General features: G+C 35.2%; 14 protein-coding genes. 8 read left to right on the forward strand and 6 right to left on the reverse strand.

Going from position 1 to position 18,646, the window contains the following annotated elements:
- Positions 1-441: 441 nt before the first annotated feature.
- The 5 genes from HHU08_RS06580 to HHU08_RS06600 are packed head-to-tail and all read right to left on the reverse strand — an operon-like array spanning position 442 to position 5,656.
- A complete protein-coding gene (locus HHU08_RS06580) occupies positions 442-618 on the reverse strand; it encodes a hypothetical protein (protein WP_016201927.1) in 177 nt (58 codons plus the stop codon).
- A 33-nt stretch (positions 619-651) separates the two neighbouring features.
- On the reverse strand, positions 652-1,848 hold the full coding sequence (locus tag HHU08_RS06585; RefSeq protein WP_169188070.1) for a YheC/YheD family endospore coat-associated protein: 1,197 nt from the start codon (positions 1,846-1,848) through the stop codon (positions 652-654).
- On the reverse strand, positions 1,845-3,209 hold the full coding sequence (locus HHU08_RS06590) for a YheC/YheD family endospore coat-associated protein (protein ID WP_169188071.1): 1,365 nt from the start codon (positions 3,207-3,209) through the stop codon (positions 1,845-1,847). Before HHU08_RS06590 ends, HHU08_RS06585 begins: the two co-directional genes overlap by 4 nt.
- Positions 3,175-4,275 (reverse strand): YheC/YheD family endospore coat-associated protein, encoded by a 1,101-nt coding sequence (locus tag HHU08_RS06595; protein ID WP_169188072.1) that lies wholly within the window; start codon positions 4,273-4,275, stop codon positions 3,175-3,177. Before HHU08_RS06595 ends, HHU08_RS06590 begins: the two co-directional genes overlap by 35 nt.
- On the reverse strand, positions 4,268-5,656 hold the full coding sequence (locus HHU08_RS06600) for a YheC/YheD family endospore coat-associated protein (RefSeq protein ID WP_169188073.1): 1,389 nt from the start codon (positions 5,654-5,656) through the stop codon (positions 4,268-4,270). The genes HHU08_RS06595 and HHU08_RS06600 overlap by 8 nt, the downstream gene beginning before the upstream one ends.
- 231 nt (positions 5,657-5,887) lie before the next feature.
- Here HHU08_RS06600 and HHU08_RS06605 point away from each other — a divergent pair, with 231 nt between their 5' ends.
- Positions 5,888-6,241 carry a YlbF family regulator gene (locus HHU08_RS06605; protein WP_016201933.1) on the forward strand — a complete coding sequence of 118 codons (354 nt, stop codon included), beginning with the start codon at positions 5,888-5,890 and terminating at the stop codon, positions 6,239-6,241.
- 129 nt (positions 6,242-6,370) lie between these two features.
- Here HHU08_RS06605 and HHU08_RS06610 read toward each other — a convergent pair whose 3' ends face one another.
- Positions 6,371-6,574, reverse strand: coding sequence for an alpha/beta-type small acid-soluble spore protein (locus tag HHU08_RS06610; protein ID WP_016201934.1), 204 nt, complete (start codon positions 6,572-6,574; stop codon positions 6,371-6,373).
- Between the two features lie 349 nt (positions 6,575-6,923).
- Between HHU08_RS06610 and HHU08_RS06615 the strand changes: the two genes are divergently transcribed.
- The 7 genes from HHU08_RS06615 (at position 6,924) to HHU08_RS06645 (ending at position 18,646) form a co-directional block, all read left to right on the forward strand.
- A complete protein-coding gene (locus tag HHU08_RS06615) occupies positions 6,924-7,790 on the forward strand; it encodes a Cof-type HAD-IIB family hydrolase (RefSeq protein WP_016201935.1) in 867 nt (288 codons plus the stop codon).
- Positions 7,791-8,309: 519 nt separating this feature from the next.
- Positions 8,310-9,821 (forward strand): coproporphyrinogen III oxidase, encoded by a 1,512-nt coding sequence (locus HHU08_RS06620; RefSeq protein WP_016201936.1) that lies wholly within the window; start codon positions 8,310-8,312, stop codon positions 9,819-9,821.
- A 260-nt stretch (positions 9,822-10,081) separates the two neighbouring features.
- A complete protein-coding gene (locus HHU08_RS06625) occupies positions 10,082-11,380 on the forward strand; it encodes an NCS2 family permease (protein ID WP_016201937.1) in 1,299 nt (432 codons plus the stop codon).
- Positions 11,381-11,646: 266 nt separating this feature from the next.
- Positions 11,647-12,546 (forward strand): ABC transporter ATP-binding protein, encoded by a 900-nt coding sequence (locus HHU08_RS06630; RefSeq protein ID WP_169188074.1) that lies wholly within the window; start codon positions 11,647-11,649, stop codon positions 12,544-12,546.
- Positions 12,539-13,786 carry an ABC transporter permease gene (locus HHU08_RS06635; protein WP_016201940.1) on the forward strand — a complete coding sequence of 416 codons (1,248 nt, stop codon included), beginning with the start codon at positions 12,539-12,541 and terminating at the stop codon, positions 13,784-13,786. The genes HHU08_RS06630 and HHU08_RS06635 overlap by 8 nt, the downstream gene beginning before the upstream one ends.
- A gap of 655 nt (positions 13,787-14,441) precedes the next feature.
- Positions 14,442-15,650, forward strand: a complete 1,209-nt coding sequence (locus HHU08_RS06640; RefSeq protein ID WP_016201941.1) for a metallophosphoesterase family protein — start codon at positions 14,442-14,444, stop codon at positions 15,648-15,650.
- Positions 15,651-15,655: 5 nt separating this feature from the next.
- A complete protein-coding gene (locus HHU08_RS06645) occupies positions 15,656-18,646 on the forward strand; it encodes an AAA family ATPase (protein ID WP_169188075.1) in 2,991 nt (996 codons plus the stop codon).

Raw genomic sequence — 18,646 nt, forward strand, 5'->3', positions numbered from 1 at the left:
CCGAAATAGTAACAACATTTTTATAACTTTATTTTATAACGTTTTATAGAAAGGGAGCAAGTGGGGGATATGAAGGGAGAGTTTGACTGATATTGTATGGGTGTTGGCTGAAAAACCCGAAGTTTGGCTGAAATCCGCTCCACGTTGGCTGATAAAAGCAAAGTTTGGCTGAAATCCACTCCACGTTGGCTGATAAAAGCAAAGTTTGGCTGAAATCCGCCTCACGTTGGCTGATAAAAGCAAAGTTTGGCTGAAATCCACTCCACGTTGGCTGATAAAAGCAAAGTTTGGCTGAAATCCACTCCACGTTGGCTGATAACCCGCAAAGTTTGGCTGAAATCCGCCCCACGTTGGCTGATAAAAACTAAAATTAACCGAGACAAAGCTAAAAAAGCATCCCCTTTCCTGTAAAACCACAAATTAAGGGGATGCTGAAAAGGTCTATTCGCTTATATGAGGAGGTTCTTCTTCTGAAAGTTCCCTTGCTTCCTCAATATTTGTTTTTTCTTCTCTGTTTATAACGGTTCCGCCAGCTAAACCTTCATTAATGACACGGTCAATATCTAAATAAGCTTCGTCTCTACCTTCAAATTCAAGATCCTTTTTGGCTTTTTTCATGATGATCCCTCCTATGTTTTAGGATGAGGATATCTAATGTGATTTATTCTTGTAGGGAAAATTAGTCAATGTATAAAATAGTTTTATTAGTTGCTGGCATCGTTTTTCTTCAATTTCCTTTTCATCAAATAACATCGGTTTTGCGTTAATTTCGAAAAGATAGTAATGATCGTTCTTATCTATACAGGCATCGATGGAAAATTCACCGATAAAACCATATTTTTTTGTTAAAATGCTTCCACAATGGTTGACCATCTTTTTGAAAAATAAATCATGCTTTTCTTGTTGGACTTCTTGATAGGCAAGCAGTTTTCCACCGGATGGGATATGGGTCGTTACATCTTGTTGATTAGACTGTCTCACTCCCACTCCAGTAAGTACATAGCGATTTTCTTCAAAGGTAACTAATAAGCGAAAATCAAAACGGTTTCCATTATATAAGGCACCGTCGATTTCTTCCTGTATCAGATATTCTTTTTTGGACCATTCTTGCTGATAATGTTTCCAGACTTCATCTATACTAGAAAAATAAGCAGTCTCCTCTGTTGTGCTTACACTGATCGAATCATCTTTTTCTAATCTGATACGGTAAATGTTTTTTCCTTTGAATCCCTCTACAGGCTTTAAGTAAATATTATTATAGGTAAGAAAAAAATTAGTGAAATCCGTTTTTTCTTCTAAGCGTATTGTTTTTGGTAAATGTTCTTTTAACAAAGGGTAATCGCTAAATAGTTGATAAAGTTCCCATTTATTTATAAAGGAAGAGTTGAAAAAAGGGATTCCTTTTTCTTTAAAAAAAGACACTGCCGATTGGAACGCTTCTTGTTTTTCAGTTGTTCGAAAAGGCACTCGGTTATATACAATGTCTGGTAATGGGGTAATAGCTTTTAGCCACTTGTTTCTAGTGGAGCAATAAATATATCCAGTTAGTTGGTCTGTCTGTAAACTTTCAGGAGGAAAGATCACGATAATTCCTCCTGCCTGCAATTGAAGTTGTTTCTGGAATCGCTTGAAGAGCTCGCCATTTCCAATTAATTTATGATGTTTATTTCTTGCAATCATAATCCCGATTAACGGACCAACCTTTTTTTCATATTGGACAATCGGAAAAGCTGCATGATCATCATGTGGCTTAGCGGTAGATAAGCGCTTTTTAGATGTCCCAAAAAAGTGAATGTCCTCTGAAGCTGTATACCAACATTCTTTTTCGGAATCATAATAAATATTCATTGATAGATATCCTCTAGACTCTTAATACTTTGGTCCATGAGGTAGACTGCGTATTCCAGTGATTTTCTTCGTGTTTCCAGATCGAATTTTCTTAGAGAAGGGTGCTTAAAGATGCTTCTCCCTGGCTTAGCGTTTGCTTCAAATAACCATACGCGTCCTTTGCGATCCAATCCTAAATCAAATCCAATTTCTCCAATATATCCTTCCATTTGATTTTCCAATGCTTTACTTAGTTGTAAAGCAGCTTTGGTAAGTTTATGGATCATTTCATCGCTTTGCAATTCGGTATCTGCTAATTCTTCGATTGCTTTGACTGTACCACCATTATTAAGATGGGTGGTTACGCTTCCTGCTCCAGCAATTTTTGCGGCAATCGCAGTCATTTCCCAATTACCATCTTTATCTTTATTTGTATGAACACGGAAATCGACTGATTTTTTTTCGGAGCGAATTAAGTGAATTCCTTGTTGCACAATATAATGGGACAAATTCTGATTTTCGAATAAATGATTTATTAATGCTTCTAAATGATCAAATTTCATTAAGCGATTGCCCTGCTCCAAATCCTTAAAACGCGTATAATAATAGCCATCCTTTATATCATATAAAAGCTGGTAGATACCTTTTCCTAAGCTTCCATTTTTCGGTTTTATATACACATTGCCGAAGTTGCTAAGCATTCTTTCAATGACGGTAAAATTTGTGAGTGCATGTGTTTCTGGTAAATAATCTGAAATACTGTCATCCTGAAGAAGACGTTCATATATATCCAATTTGTTAAAAAAGCCTGGATTATACCAAGGGATTGAATACTCTTTCTGTAATCGGTTTTTAACGCCTTGAATCTTATGGAGATTTTCAATTCGGCGATTAGGAATACGATCATAAACAACATTAGGGAAAGGCACCTCTGCTGATTTCCAGCCATCTTCATAAAATAGTCCATTAATCGTTCCGGCTTCCCAATTAATATGCTGTTCCCCGAATAGGAAGGCAATGACACCAACTGTCTTTTGGACAGATAGAAGTTTGGAAAAAAGTATGGAACGTTCGCCGATTGGGCGAACTTTAATGGTGGAAAATCCGGATGTAAAGATTCCTACAAGTGGTCCGATATATAAGGTTTCTTCATCTGCGAATAGATGAACATTAGAAGTTGACGATGGAAAAAGCAAATTTTTAAAAAGGTCAGAAGTGATTCCCACCGTATTCCTTGTTTTTTTATGTTGTTGAATGGTTGCATCTTTGCTCAAAGCTCCTAATACAATCTTATTTAAATGGGTACTAGCTTTAAAGTCAGTTGGTAAGTAGACCGTATTTTCACTATTAGTGATTATTTCGATAGGATATAGCTTTTTCATCTAAATTCCTCCTTTTATCATCAGCTAGTTTTGCAGCATAAAGGACAGGAGCTTTATAGAGTTTTTCACATAGGTGGGGATATGCTGTCATAATTACTTTTCTCCCTGGCTTTGAATTTACGTCGAGAATCCATAAGGAACCATCTGGTGTAATACCAATATCTACGCCAATTTCAAATAAAGCAGAGAAGGAATTTTCTAAGATAGAAGGAAGGAGAGTGAATATTTCCTCCATTTCCTGCTTAAGAAAGCTTTTTAATTTAAAGGGAGTGAATCGAAACCACTCTTCAAATGCATGTATGGACGCACCAACACTTAAGTTAGAAATAATTCGTCCTTTTTCTCCAATGCGGACTCCTTTTTCAATAACTTTCCATTCTGCTTGCGTGTTTTTTTGCAGTAAGGCACGGATATCAAATGGTTGTTTCTCTTGATTGGAAAGAGGTAGATATGCTTGCATTAAATACGAGCTTCTTTTTAAAAGCTGGTTAAGCCATTTATTAAAAGTCATTCGATCTGAAAAAATCTTTTCTACTGTTTGTTCCTTTTTATCTGTTCTAACCAAAATTCCCTCTTTTGACTTCTCGATAAAATACAGTCCATTTCCTTGAGAACCGTTTATTGGCTTAATAATGACAGGATTTAAGCTCTGGAAATTTACTTGATTGGCTGACTGTAAGAGGAATGTCTCGGGAATATAAGCGGCAAGTTTAGATTCACGCAATATTTGATATAACTCCCATTTATTTGGCAATCCATTGCCGATAAAGGTAATAGTGGGCTGTTTTTTTAGCCATTGAATAATGTTTTTACATTGAATAGAATGAGAATCATCATGATAAAAACAGCGATCATATAAAATAGTAGGTACAGGAAACTCTGATTCTAGCCAAGCATCTGATTCTGGCAAATATTTTTTTCCTTTTACGGTATGTGTAAAGGGATGGTAAGTAGATGGGACAAAATGATAAAGGGTAAAGCCTAAATCGTGTCCGTATTTTGCCATTTGGTGAATGTAATGATTTTCATGATCTAATGATAATGACATAATTCCAAAATTATTCATCTTCTGATAGCTCCTTTAAATAAGGGGAAAAGGAAAGTGCAATAAAATAATCAAGCAAAGCTTTCGTAGATGGCCTTGTTTTTTCAATATGTTCCTCTAATTTTTTAGAGGGTTTAGAGTTTACTTCAATAATCCATAAATGTCCTTGTTTATCCATGCCGATATCGATTCCGAGTTCTCCTAAATATCCCTCTGTATTCTCACTAAGAATAGTTGCAATCTTTATAGCCAATACTTTTAATTCTTCTAATTTTTGGGAGGCATTTTCTGTATTCAGTAATTCATTTAAAACAATTTTTGCAGCCTTCATTTCTGCACCTTGGGCAAGATTTGCAACAATGGCATCTTTTTGGGCAATTCTTGCAACAGTGGAGGTAATCGTCCAATGTCCTTGGTAATTTTTATGACAAAGAATACGAAAGTCGAGCGGCCGGCCTTGCCATTTTTGAAAATCAATTCCTTGCTGGCAAATATAGCTTTTATTTTTAACGTAGTTTTTTAACCACATCCATAGCTTTTTTTCCTCTGTAAAAAGCTGTCCTTTTCCTTTCTTTTTTCCAGACGAAATGGTCGCAATAAAATGATCGTCTATGTGTTCAATATGAATGATGTTTCTTCCTTGGCTCCCATGAACAGGTTTCACATAGAGAATTCGAAAAGTTTTTAGCATCGAGAAAAATCCTTGTTCAGTTAGTTTCTCTGTGACGGGTAAATGTTTATCGATAGAAGCTTGGTCGGCTAGAAGCTGATTCGTTTCATCTTTTGCTAAAAATTTACTGTTGAAAATTGGGATTTCCTTTTCTTCCAATATTTTTTTTAGCTTTAAAAAGGTGGTGCTAGCATCTGCTTTACGAGAATGAAGTCGGTTATAAATAACATTAGGATAAGGGAAGAGTTGTTTTGTCCAAGTATGATTATCTAAAAAGTAACCATAAATTTTATCTTCTTCGAAATTTTGCAGTCCAAAAACATAAAAAAATCCGCCAATTTGAACTAATTCTTCCGCCAATTCTTTGCATAAATGCTGAATAGCTGGAAAGGAGATATCTTCCTTATTGTCATTGATATCTGTTAATATGCCAATAACTGGGCCTAAATGAATGATTTGATTTTTATTATAATAGGGAATAAGGAAGGTCTTAATTTCCTTAGGAAGTAGCAAAGTTTTTTCTAAATCAGAGCTAAAAATAATATCTTGTTTTTCAAGGGAATGTGTTTGAACATTTACTGGAATAATTATCTTAGCTACACATACATAGACAGTATTATTAAGGTCAATGTTTAAGAATTTTAATAAAGAGGGACTGATAGCAATAGATAATCCTTCTAATATCTCTTGAAAATCATCCTTTTTCGATAGTTGTAAAAATTTCCGTGTCATCCCGATTCCCCATTTGTTGTTCAAGTTATGAAGAGACATTCTGATATTCGCCTATTTTCGTGCTGATATATCGTATGAAAGATTAGCAAAGTTGTGATAGACATGGAAAAAGATTTATCCCCCAGATCAAGATGAATGTTCTTATTTCCTTTTTGAAATAGAGGTATTTCTGGTATTATGATGCATAGTTTGTTATAGTGGAGTCAATTGTTAATAAAAGGAGTTGTTTAAATGGCAGTAAATTTACATGATCCTGCTTATGCATTAGAGAAAGCGATTCGTCAAAGTGATGAATATACAGAATTGAAAAAGATGTATGACACGGTAAATGCAGATCCTTCCGCGAAAGCGATGTTTGATAATTTCCGTAATATTCAATTACAGCTTCAGCAAAAGCAAATGTCTGGTCAAGAAATTACACAAGAAGAAGTAGAACAAGCCCAAAAAACAGTGGCACTTGTTCAACAACACGAAAGCATTTCCAAACTTATGGCAGCAGAACAACGCATGAGCGTTGTTATTGGTGAATTGAACCAAATTATCATGAAACCATTAGAAGAGCTATACGGATCAGTACAACAATAATAATAGAAGGAAGCAGGGGACGGTTCTACTGCTTCCCTTTGTGATTTAAACAGAGCATAAATATAGGAGGATGGCATCATGCCATCCTCCTAAAGCCATATCTATTTAATTAATCTATTTGCGTTTTGCTTAGAATTTGCTACCGCCAAGTTGTTGTTCAGCCATTTGTACTAATCTTTTAGTGATTTCGCCACCAACTGAACCGTTAGCACGTGCAGTAGTTTCAGCTCCAAGGTTTACTCCAAACTCTGATGCAATTTCATATTTCATTTGATCCAATGCTTGAGATACTCCAGGTACTAATAATTGATTTGATGAATTGTTATTTGCCATGATGAATGTTTCCTCCTTGAGTGATTTAATTGATGTTACGTTTATTATTTTAAAAAAAATGACTTATTTTATACAAAAAAACAAAATGCAATTTTTTCCATAGACTAGCTTTCCTACACTAATCGATACTGAAAAAGACTACAAACTTGGAAAAATTAAAATCGAGAGTGTAATGGAACAGATTAGTTCATAAACTTAACTCCATAACAAATAACCCCACATTGCAAAATATAACCACAATAAATCCATACATCTCTTGTTAATCTTCGCTGGAAAGTTCTATTATGCTTGTTTTCTACATAAATGATATATAAAGACAATACATCGAAGAAAGAAATGGGGGAATTTTATGATTTATCGCTTATTAGCTTTAAATATCGATGGTACTCTCCTTCAATCAAATGGGCGCTTAACGAAATCAACGAAAGAAGCGATTGAATATGTACAACAAAAGGGAATTTATGTGACGCTTGTAACAGCAAGGAGTTTACCATCTGCAAAAAAGGTAGCGAAAGCTTTAAGATTGAATAGCTATATCGTTGCACATGAAGGAGCATTAGTCGCTAATAATGACGACGAGACTATTTTTGTTAAGCGAATAGCAGAAGATCTAACTTCGGATATAGTCCGGTTTTTAGAAGGTTTCATCTGCCAAATTCGGTTAGTGCATGAAAAATTCTCGTTGGCTAATAAATCAAAGCTCCATCATAATATGCTTGCCAAAACAGTTTTATCTTCTGGAGACCCAGTGTTTTATTCCCACCAATTTGTCGATGTTTTAAGTGATGTATTATTAGAAGAACCAGTTAGCCCGCCAAAAATGGAAGTTTACTTTGAAGAAAAGAAAGATTGTCAGGATGCAAAAGAAGTACTGGAAAAAATGTTTGATGATATTCACGTTGTTCAGCATAATGAGTTGCGCTTAGATATTTTACCAGAAGGCGTGTCGAAGCTGAATGGCTTGTTATATTTAGGAGAAAGGCTCGGTATCAAGAGTAGTGAAATGGTTGCGATAGGAGATGGGCTGGACGATTTAGAAGTAATTGAAGCAGTTGGTCTTGGCGTAGCAATGGGTAATGCCTCAAATCAGTTGAAAATTGCAGCAGACTGGGTGACTAGATCTAATAATCAAGACGGGGTTGCTTATATGGTAAAAGAACATTTTCGCAAACAGCAGCCAATTGAATTTTTACGAAAGATGAATATTATAAAATAGCCATTATTTAATTTTTTACGGAGAGACTGGGACATAAGTATTCCAGCCAAGGATAAATCCGAACAATTATACGAAGATTCTAATGAAAGTTACGTATAATTGTTTGGTTTTTTATTGTTTTTAAAAGGAGGTTTCCATGAAGTTTAGTGCGGTTCCCCGCAGCCGGAATACACTTCGCTTTCCGTGGGGCTCGCGCTGAGCCTCCTCCTCAGCTTCGCCTCCGGGGTCTCAGACTGTCTTGCTAATCTACGTGTATTGCGGCTGCTCTGTTTTCCCAACTAATCATATTTCCTCTTGTAAAAAGTGTGCGAAAGCAACCACTATTTACTAGCTAAATTAGAAATTGTTCGTCTTTACAGAGTATCTATCTAGTTATGTCCCAACCTTTATCTTCTCTTGAAAATGGAAAATACAGAAAGTCTTTTGACCTTTCTAGTTATTTTTTAAACACTAAAGTATAATTGGATAAATAAAGCGTAATTATACTTCAGAATAAAAAGGTGAGTTGAAAAAATTACTATGAAACAAATATATATACAGGGATTAACAGACGAACGTTATATAAGACCATTAGAGCATATAGGCAATTTATTTTTTGAAGATACAAAGATCTTATATAGCGAAGCAGAAGAAAAGGCAGATCTCCATGTTCATTTTGAAACTGAAATTATTGATAATGAATTTATTGTAAGAGGGAAGCTTGAGGAGCTAGAAGGCGGAAAATCAATTGAAAGTAACGCAGATCTCCGTGATTTAGCGGAAAAAGAAATATTTAAGCAAATGAAAACAGCCATTTCTAAAAGCTATTTATTGTTATTACAAGAATATACGGGGATGGTGCAAAAATGGGGTATTCTAACAGGAATTCGCCCAACAAAACTTCTCCATCGACATATGCAAAATCAGACACCAAAAGAAGAAGCCCATCAATCTCTTCGTGCAGAATATTTGATGTCAGATGAAAAAATTAATTTAATGCAGAAAATCATTGATCGACAATTAGCGGTGATTCCTGATTTATATGATTTGAAAAAGGAAGTAAGCATCTATATTGGAATTCCATTTTGTCCGACAAAGTGTGCTTATTGTACATTCCCAGCCTATGCAATTAATGGACGACAAGGTTCTGTTTCCTCCTTTTTAGGTGGGCTTCATTATGAAATGGAAAAGATTGGCGAATGGCTGAAAGAAAAAAATATCCATATTACGACTGTCTATTATGGTGGCGGTACACCAACTAGTATTACGGCAGAAGAAATGGACATGCTTTATGAGCGTATGTATACTTCTTTCCCAAATGTAGAAAACATTCGTGAAATCACAGTCGAAGCAGGAAGACCAGACACGATTACGCCAGAAAAGCTTGAAGTTTTAAAAAAATATAATATCGATCGCATTAGTATTAATCCACAATCATATACACAACAAACATTAAAAGCTATTGGCAGACATCATACGGTGGAGGAAACAATTGAAAAGTATCATCTAGCTCGTAAGCATGGGATGAATAATATTAATATGGATTTGATTATCGGTCTTCCTGGCGAGGGTGTGGAAGAGTTTAAGTATTCTCTTGATAAAACAGAAGAATTAATGCCTGAATCTTTGACCGTTCATACACTTTCGTTTAAACGTGCATCTGAAATGACTCGCAATAAATCAAGATATAAAGTTGCAGATAGAGATGAAATCCAGGAAATGATGAAGATGGCAGAAGAATGGACAGAGGATTATGATTATGTTCCATATTATCTATATCGTCAGAAAAATATTCTTGGTAATTTAGAGAATGTCGGCTATTCAAAGAAAAATCAAGAAAGTATCTACAATATTATGATGATGGAAGAATTGCAGACAGTTATTGGGCTTGGCTGTGGTGCATCTAGTAAATTTATTCATCCAGTAACAGGGAAGATTACACAATTTTCTAATCCAAAGCATCCCAAAACCTATAATGAAAGCTTCGAGGAATATACAGATAAAAAAATTATCTTATTAAACGAACATTTTTCGTTAGAAGCTTCTAAATAAGAATGCCCCCGAAAGCAAAAATGTAAAATCATTTAGAATTAAGCCATAAAAATCTACTAGAATCATTTTCGGTTCTGGTAGATTTTTTTATTTCTTCTAGTCATTATTTTCGTATGGAAAAGAAGCAATAGTGTCAAACTAATAAATGCTTTTCACTAAATAGACAATTTTTTTATCAAGAAAAATAGTTGCTTTTTGTTGTAAAAACGAATAACATAGAAAATGTTGTTTTTAAATGTTCGTTTTTTGGAGGTTTTTTCATGTTTAAGTTAAAAGAAAATAATACTACTGTGAGAACGGAATTAATGGCTGGATTCACAACCTTTCTAACAATGGTTTATATAGTAGTTGTCAATCCAGGTATTCTTTCACAAGCCGGAATTCCATTTGATCAAGTATTTCTGGCAACCATTATTGCAGCTGCTTTGGGGACATTATGGATGGCGCTGTTCGCAAATTATCCTATCGCAATTGCACCAGGTATGGGGTTGAACGCATACTTCGCCTTTTCTGTTGTCGGAAATAATAATGTCGATTATACGGTTGCATTATCAGCAGTATTTGTTGCCGGTATTATTTTTGTTATTTTATCGTTAACACCATTTAGAGAAAAATTAATTCTTGCGATTCCGGATAACTTAAAACACGGAATAACAGCAGGTATTGGATTATTTATAGCATTTATCGGTTTAAGACAAACGGGAATTATTGTTGCTCATCCCGAAAATCTAGTCGGACTAGGCAATCTTCAGTCTCCTCCTGTCATTATCGCCCTTATTGGTTTAGCGATTACCATTGTTCTATTTAGTTTGAATGTTAGAGGGGCATTATTCATCGGGATGATTGTAACAAGTATTATTGCTTATTTTACTGGATACTTATCTTTTGACAATGGGATCATGGCAAGACCTCATTTACCAGAAGGTCTTATCATTAGTAATCCATTTTCAGCATTTGGTGATGTGATCCAGCATGGATTGTATGCTGTTGTATTCTCCTTTTTATTGGTAACGATTTTTGATACAACTGGTACGATGATTGGTGTTGCAGAGCAAGCTGGATTAATAAAAAACAATAAATTACCTAAAGCAAGACAGGCGCTTCTTGCTGATTCACTTGGAACATCTGTAGGAGCAATGTTTGGGACAAGCCCAACAACTGCCTTTATCGAATCGACATCAGGTGTTGCAGCAGGTGGACGTACTGGATTAACAGGTGTAACTGTTTCTGTGTTGTTTATCATTTCTGCCTTTTTTGCTCCTTTAGTTAGCAGTATTTCTGGTTTATCTGCTATTACAGCTCCTGCACTAATAATTGTAGGAAGCTTGATGATGGGCGCGATTAGTGATGTGAAATGGTCTGAATTTGATGAAGCATTCCCAGCATTTTTAGTTATTCTAAGTATGCCACTTACATCAAGTATTGCAACAGGAATTGCTCTTGGGTTTATCTCTTATCCATTATTAAAGCTAGTAAAAGGAAAAGGAAAGTCTGTTCATCCACTAGTATATGTGTTTGCTGTTTTATTCCTTTATCAACTAATTTTCTTACCACATTAATAAAAAAAGCTGCTGATAGACTCAATAGAGCTGATCAGCAGCTTTTTTTCTTCTGCTCTTAATACTCAAATCCCCCAGCAAATCTTCTATTTGGAACGTAATGAACAGACATGTCCTTATGATTAAATTCTTAAAAACAAAAGAATAATCGCTCACTTAGAGGCTGAAAATAAACTATGCTGTATGTTACTAAAAATAATATAATATCAGTGTAAAATGAAACCTTTTACAATTCTAATCGTATAACAGAGTGAGGAGGGGATTTTGTGTCATTAGAGCTAAGAAACGTGACAAAAAAATTTGGTTCGTTCACTGCAGTGGATGATTTATCTATTTCGATTCCTGAAAATGAAATGTTTGGTTTTTTAGGAGGAAATGGGGCAGGAAAGACGACTACTTTTCGGATGATTCTAGGTATATTGGAAAGTACAGCTGGAAGAATAACATGGGATAATAAACCTATTAATTATTCAACAAGTCCGCATATTGGATATTTACCAGAAGAAAGAGGGCTGTACCCAAAATTAAAAGTGCGAGATCAGCTTGTCTATTTAGCTAGGCTGAGAGGGATGGAAAAAAAGGCTGCATTAAGAGAGCTGGAATATTGGCTGGAGCGCTTTAAAGTTCCTGAATATTTGGATAAAAAAGTGGAGGAACTTTCCAAGGGAAATCAACAAAAAATCCAATTTATTAGTGCTGTTTTACATAAGCCGAAGCTATTAATCTTAGATGAGCCATTTAGTGGATTAGACCCAGTAAATGTTGAGCAATTAAAAAGTGCAGTTGTTGATTTGAAGAATAACGGTACAAGTATTGTCTTTTCTAGCCACCGGATGGAGCATGTAGAGGAATTATGTCAGCATCTGTGCATCATGCATAAAGGAAAGCCAGTTGTGCATGGTTCTCTAAAGGATATTAAAAGAAGCTTTGGTAAGAAAAATGTGACTATCCACGCTGACTTTGATTTAACGCATTTAATTCGTTATCCAGGTGTACTAAAATTAAAGGAAACAGCAGAGGGAGTTTCTCTTCAAATTGAAGGAGAGGAAATTGCGGAGAGAATTTTAAAAGATATTGTTGGAAAAGGCTTTATCCGCAAATTTGCATTAGAAGAGCCTTCTTTAAATGATATTTTTATCGAAAAGGTAGGTGCTTCTCTTGAATAGTTTTTGGATTATCTTATTTCACACATTTTTAAGTAAGTTTAAAACCAAATCTTTTCTAATTACAACGGCTATCACCTTATTATTTGTTGTTGCACTCACAAATCTTACTACCATTATTGATACTTTTTCTGGAGAAGAAGGAAAAACAGAAGTAGCAGTAATTGATCAAAGCGATTCTTTATTGCCAATTATTCAAGAGGCAACAAAGACTTTAAATGAGGATCTGGAACTAGTTCCCTATAAGGATAGTGAAGAATCTGCTAAAAAAGAAGTAGAAGAAGGAAATTATAGTGGGTTACTGGTAGTAGATGTAGATTCAAGTAATTTACCAATCGCCACTTATTATACGATGGACATTGCAGAAACATCTATTTCCGATAATATAACAAATGGTATCCAAATGGTTAAAAGTCAATTAGCAGCTAATCAACTCAATTTAACAAATGAGCAGCTAGCAAAATTAAATGAACCAGTTTCTTTTGAGAAAATTGCCCTTGAGAAAGATGCGAAGACAGAAGAAGAATTAAATCAAGCTAGAGGGCTAGTTTATGTTCTCTTATTCTTAATTTATTTTGCCGTCATTTTGTACGCTAATATGATAGCGACAGAAGTAGCTACTGAAAAATCGTCACGTGTAATGGAAATACTGATTTCCAGTGTCTCCCCAATAAAGCATATGTTTGCAAAAATTCTTGGAATTGGTCTACTAAGTCTAACTCAGTTAGCGATATTGATGATTGTTGGTTATTTCTCGCTGACTAGCAATGAAAGCTTAAGTTCGATGGAAGGGTTCTTAGGGTTTAACGAGGTACCTGTAAGCACAATTATTTATGCTGCTATCTTCTTTATTTTAGGTTATTTCCTATATGCTACTCTTGCTGCTTTACTAGGCTCGCTTGTAAGTAGAATTGAAGATGTACAGCAAATGATTACACCAATGACATTATTAATTGTGGCAGGGTTTATGATTGCAATGTTTGGATTAAGTGCACCGGACACCACATTTGTAACGATTACTTCTTATATCCCATTCTTTACTCCAATGCTGATGTTTATGAGAGTAGGAATGCTGAATTTACCAGTTTGGGAGCCGATTTTAGGAATCCTTGTTTTAGTTGCAACCATTATGATTCTGGCCATTTTTGGTGCAAAAGTATATAAAGGTGGAGTGCTTATGTATGGAAAATCTAATTCTTATAAAGATATAAAGAAAGCACTGCAACTAACGAAAAAAGAATAAACTTGTAAAGAGCTGGGACATAGGTATTTTCAACCAAATAACCTCGAACGATTATACGTACATGCTAATGAAGGTTCGTATAGTTGTTCGGGCTTTTTTTATTCGTTTTAAAAAGGAGATGTTCTATGAAGTTTGTTGCTGTTACCCGCAGCCTGAATACACTTCGCTTTCCGTGGGGCTCGCGCTGAGCCTCCTCAGCTTCGCCTCCGGGGTCTCAGGCTGTCTCGCTAATCCCACAGGAGTCTACGTGTATTCAGGCTGCTCCGTTTTCCAAATAATTATATTTTCCATTATAAAAACAACCATTTTTTAGAAAAAAACGATTAAAAACGGAGTGTCTGTAGCGTAATGGAACGAGTTGGTTTCGCTACTAAATGAGAGATTGTTCGTCTTATCTAATCTATTATTTATTTTGTTTTGTCCCAGTCTCATTTCCCACTTTTAACGGACAGTCATCCATGAAGCAAACTTCACCAACAAGGATGAAAATAGGGGGGACGACCGTTTATTTTCATGGGAGTAAGACTCCCCTCCTCAAGCTTATGAGAATACAAGGTTGCATAAGATATTGAAATGAACAACAAAATAGATAAGAACGTGCATTCGTATTTTGTGCATGGTAGAATAGAAACAAATAGTTTTAGGACGTGAGAGTATGGAAATATCCTTTATACATTGTGCGGATTTACATTTAGACAGTCCAATGGTTGGATTGAAGAATTTGCCCGCATTTATACATAACAAACTGAAGGAAAGTACATTTACTGCATTTAAGAAAATAATTGATACTGCCATTAGCAAAAAAGTAGACTTTATTATTATTGCTGGAGATATTTATGATGGGGAAGACAGAAGTATAAGAGCTCAAATTCGCTTTCGAGACGAGATGCTTCGTTTAAAAGAAAAGCAAATTGAGGTGTATCTTGTGCATGGTAACCATGATCATTTAAATGGTCGCTGGGTACAAATAGAATTGCCTCCTAATGTGCATGTTTATCCTTCTATGGTGACGTTAGAACAATTTATGAAAAATAATGTAACGGTTAATCTCTATGGTTTTAGTTATGAAACAAGACATGTCAAAGAGAGAAAAATTGATGAATACGCACGAAGAAATGATGCCAATTTTCATATAGGAATTTTACATGGGAATTTAGAGGGAGCGACTGACCATAGTGCCTATGCTCCTTTTCAAGTGAAAGATTTGCTCGCTAAAAAAATGGACTATTGGGCTTTAGGCCATATACATAAACGTGAAATTTTAGAGACCATTCCTCCTATTATCTATCCAGGAAACATTCAAGGCCGGCATAAAAAGGAAACGGAAGTAAAGGGATGCTACTATGTAGAATTAAGCGAAGGAGATGCTAGTTTAGAATTTATCCCAACATCTGAAGTGATTTGGGAGACAGTGAAAATAGATGCCAGCCCTGTAAGAACATTTGATGATTTATACAGACTTTGCCGGAATAAAGTTGATGAAAAGAGAGAGGAGAGATATTCCTTTATTATTTCCATCGAGATTGAACAATTGAATTTGGAAGAAACTTTTCTCGATTCCGATTTATTAGAAATTCTCCACCAGGATGAGGTAGATGCAGACTCCTTTGTTTGGGTTGCCTCTATAAAGAGACAGGAAAATACGGCATGGTTAAAAGAGAATCTATTAAAGGAATCAGCATTTTATGAAGAATTATTTGCTGTTTCAAAGGATTCCGAGTTGGTGGATGAAGCAGTCGCTCCATTATATCAACATCCAAAAGCCCATCGTTTCTTAGAGGAGCTTTCTGTCAATGAAAAACAAGAACTAGCAAAGGAAGCAGAAGATTTGCTGCTTACAATGCTTATGAAAAGCGGGAGGTAACCAATATGGAACTAAAAAAGATTACCATTTACGGTTATGGAAAACTAGAAAATCTAACGTTTTCTATCCATTCTCCCATCCATGTGTTTTACGGGGAAAATGAGGCTGGTAAATCGACAATAATGAGTTTTATTCATAGCATTTTATTTGGATTTCCAACAAAACAACAGACAGAACTACGGTATGAGCCGAAGCTGCAGCATAAATATGGGGGCAAATTAGAAATTTATTTTCCTAAAATTGGACTAGCAACAATTGAAAGAGTCAAAGGAAAAGCCACTGGTGATGTTACAGTCACTTTAGAGGATGGCAGGAGAGGGCAAGAGGAGCTTTTAAATGAACTGTTAGCAGGAATAGATAAAAGTCTTTATCAATCCATTTTTTCGTTTAATTTACACGGATTGCAAAATGTGCAGCAATTAAAAGGAGAAGAGCTGGGGCGATTTTTGTTTTCAACAGGGGCGGTTGGCTCCGATCGATTATTGAAAGCAGAAAATGAGCTACAAAAGGAATTAGACTTGCGCTATAAGCCTAGCGGAAAGAAGCCAGTTGTAAATGAAAAGCTCCAAGATTTACGAGATAAGCATGGTCAATTAAAAGTAGCGGAGAAGGATAATAATCAATACGTACAATTACTTGCAAAGAAAAGGGAGTTAGAAAAAGAAAGGCAGTTAACAGAAGCTGAATTAAAACAAGAAGAGCATGAAATACGATATTTGGAAGAATGGATAAAAATAAAAGAAATTGCACTAGAAAAGGATATATTGGAAGAAAAATTAGCTGCTTTCAAGGAGCTTAATTTCCCGCAGAATGGATTAACTAGATGGGGAGCGCTAAAAGAGAAAATGCTTTCTGTAGAAGCAGAGCTTCGCTATTTAGAAGCAAAAGCATTGGAAATAGAACAAGAAATGACCAGCTTATCTATACAAGAAGAATTAATTAAATCTGAAAAGGATATTATATTGGCTGTAGAAAAATTTCCTGTTTATGAACAATTACAGAACCGGCAAAATCAAGTACAAAATCAACTGAAAAGTATAGAGGAAGAAATTGATAGTCTAAAAAGTAATTTACCGATAGAAGAAGAGATTTTATTAAAGGAAAGTAATACAAGTATTTTCTTAAAAGAACAATGTGCACAGGCCGCTTCTAAACAACGGAGATTAAAGGAGCAGAAAGAAGAGCTAGACGAGCGGTTAAAGGATGAACAAACAACTTTAGAATTATTAGAAGAGACAGTGAAGGAATATAAGCAGAAACTCTTGCCAAAAGATGAGAGAATTAGACTAGAAGAGCATGTAAAGAGTGATAATCAAGTTAGATGGAACAAAGAGAAGGCAGATCTACTATTAAGGGAAATCAAGCAATTGGAAGAGCAAGTAAAGGTAGAAGAAAAGCGTATTAAACAGAATACCATGATAACAAGTGTGTTATCGACTTTTCTTTTATTAGTTGGAGCAGGGGCTTTATTTTTTGAGCAATGGTTCTTAACACTTATTAGCTTTGCTATAAGTATTGTTTATTTTTTGGTGTTCTTGTCTGGAAGAAAACTTGCTAAAAATGAAATTCGTAAAAAGAAGAAAAGAATCGTACTTATTAAGGAAGAACGAGCTCAGTTACTTGCAATTATGGAAAAGGGACAGGGAATTTCTCCATATGAGGAACAGAAGCTAGAAGATGATACAAAGTGTAGAGAGAAATTCACACAGCTTCAGTTTAAATTAGAGCAGCAGAATGAGAGCTATGAAAGAGTATTACAAGGATTTGAAAAGTGGGAAGCAGATTTTCTTTCCCACCAGAAGCTGTTAAGACAATTGGCTAATGAGCTTAGAATTCCTTATGAATTGGCAACACAACAAATATATGATGCTTTTTTGTTAATAGAAGAATGGAAAGCAAAAGATAGAGAAAGTAATTCTATTTATCAAGAGCTTGAGGAAATTCAACAGGAAAGGGAGCAGATTATTAGTAAGATTATCCACCTTTTTGAGAAGTTTATCGGAATGGAGAAAGAAACGATTGCTAATATGTGTTACCGATTAAAAACAGCACTAACGGAAGAAAAAAAGAAAAAAGACAGAATAGAAACCTTGCAGAGAAAACAAGATGACCTATCAGAACATATGGAAAAATATCAAACAGAGTATAATCGTTATGCAGAAGAAAAAACTGCTCTCTTTTCAATTGCAGGAGTAAAGGAGGAAGAGGCATTTCTTGAAAAGGCAGCGCTGGAAAAAGAAAGAGATACATATAAGGAGAGGCTTTCCACGATTGATGTTCAATTAGATATAGCCTATATCTCCAAAGAACAAATTCCTTTGTACAAAAAAATCCTAGATCCTGAACGGCAATTAGATGAAAAACAAACAAAAATAGAAAGATTAGCGTCTCGCTTGAAAGAGCTTGTAGAAGAGGCGGCAGCGATTAACTTTACGCTTTCACGAATTGAGAGTGGGGGTACGTATACTGATTTATTGCATACATTTAAACAATTTCAGTCTGAATTCAAAGAAGACGTAAGAGAATGGGCAAAATTTGCCGTTGCAAAACAGTTATTAGCCAAAACCGTTGAGCAATATAAACAAAAACAGCTGCCAGCTATGCTGCAGAAAGCAGAGGAAAATCTAGCTTTTTTGACAGAAGGGAAATACATTCGGATTTTGCCAAAGGAAGAAGGGGCAGGATTTTTAGTAGAAAGTCATCAGCATGTTTTCTATGAAGCGAAAGAATTAAGTCAAGGAACGACAGAACAACTATATTTATCTATTCGAATTGCTTTGGCACAAACGTTTTATAAAAGCTTTTGGTTTCCGTTTATTATAGATGATAGCTTTGTTAATTTTGATGAAAAACGAACGGAGAAAGTGATTCAATTATTAAAGAAGTGCGAGCAAAATCAATTGATTTTCTTCACATGTCATCGACATCTATTAAAGCATTTTCCAGATAATAGTTTGCATGTATTACCAGCAGAGGAAAGAGAAACAAGCTTATAA

Origin of the sequence: Niallia alba (assembly GCF_012933555.1) — a bacterium.
In the GTDB taxonomy this organism is placed as follows: Bacteria; Bacillota; Bacilli; order Bacillales; family Cytobacillaceae; genus Niallia; species Niallia alba.

Bases quoted from the DNA above. Each gene is read 5' to 3' on its own strand.
- HHU08_RS06580 (WP_016201927.1), bottom strand. From the start codon at position 618: ATGAAAAAAGCCAAAAAGGATCTTGAATTTGAAGGTAGAGACGAAGCT.
- HHU08_RS06585 (WP_169188070.1), bottom strand. From the start codon at position 1,848: ATGAATATTTATTATGATTCCGAAAAAGAATGTTGGTATACAGCTTCA.
- HHU08_RS06590 (WP_169188071.1), bottom strand. From the start codon at position 3,209: ATGAAAAAGCTATATCCTATCGAAATAATCACTAATAGTGAAAATACG.
- HHU08_RS06595 (WP_169188072.1), bottom strand. From the start codon at position 4,275: ATGAATAATTTTGGAATTATGTCATTATCATTAGATCATGAAAATCAT.
- HHU08_RS06600 (WP_169188073.1), bottom strand. From the start codon at position 5,656: ATGACACGGAAATTTTTACAACTATCGAAAAAGGATGATTTTCAAGAG.
- HHU08_RS06605 (WP_016201933.1), top strand. From the start codon at position 5,888: ATGGCAGTAAATTTACATGATCCTGCTTATGCATTAGAGAAAGCGATT.
- HHU08_RS06610 (WP_016201934.1), bottom strand. From the start codon at position 6,574: ATGGCAAATAACAATTCATCAAATCAATTATTAGTACCTGGAGTATCT.
- HHU08_RS06615 (WP_016201935.1), top strand. From the start codon at position 6,924: ATGATTTATCGCTTATTAGCTTTAAATATCGATGGTACTCTCCTTCAA.
- HHU08_RS06620 (WP_016201936.1), top strand. From the start codon at position 8,310: ATGAAACAAATATATATACAGGGATTAACAGACGAACGTTATATAAGA.
- HHU08_RS06625 (WP_016201937.1), top strand. From the start codon at position 10,082: ATGTTTAAGTTAAAAGAAAATAATACTACTGTGAGAACGGAATTAATG.
- HHU08_RS06640 (WP_016201941.1), top strand. From the start codon at position 14,442: ATGGAAATATCCTTTATACATTGTGCGGATTTACATTTAGACAGTCCA.
- HHU08_RS06645 (WP_169188075.1), top strand. From the start codon at position 15,656: ATGGAACTAAAAAAGATTACCATTTACGGTTATGGAAAACTAGAAAAT.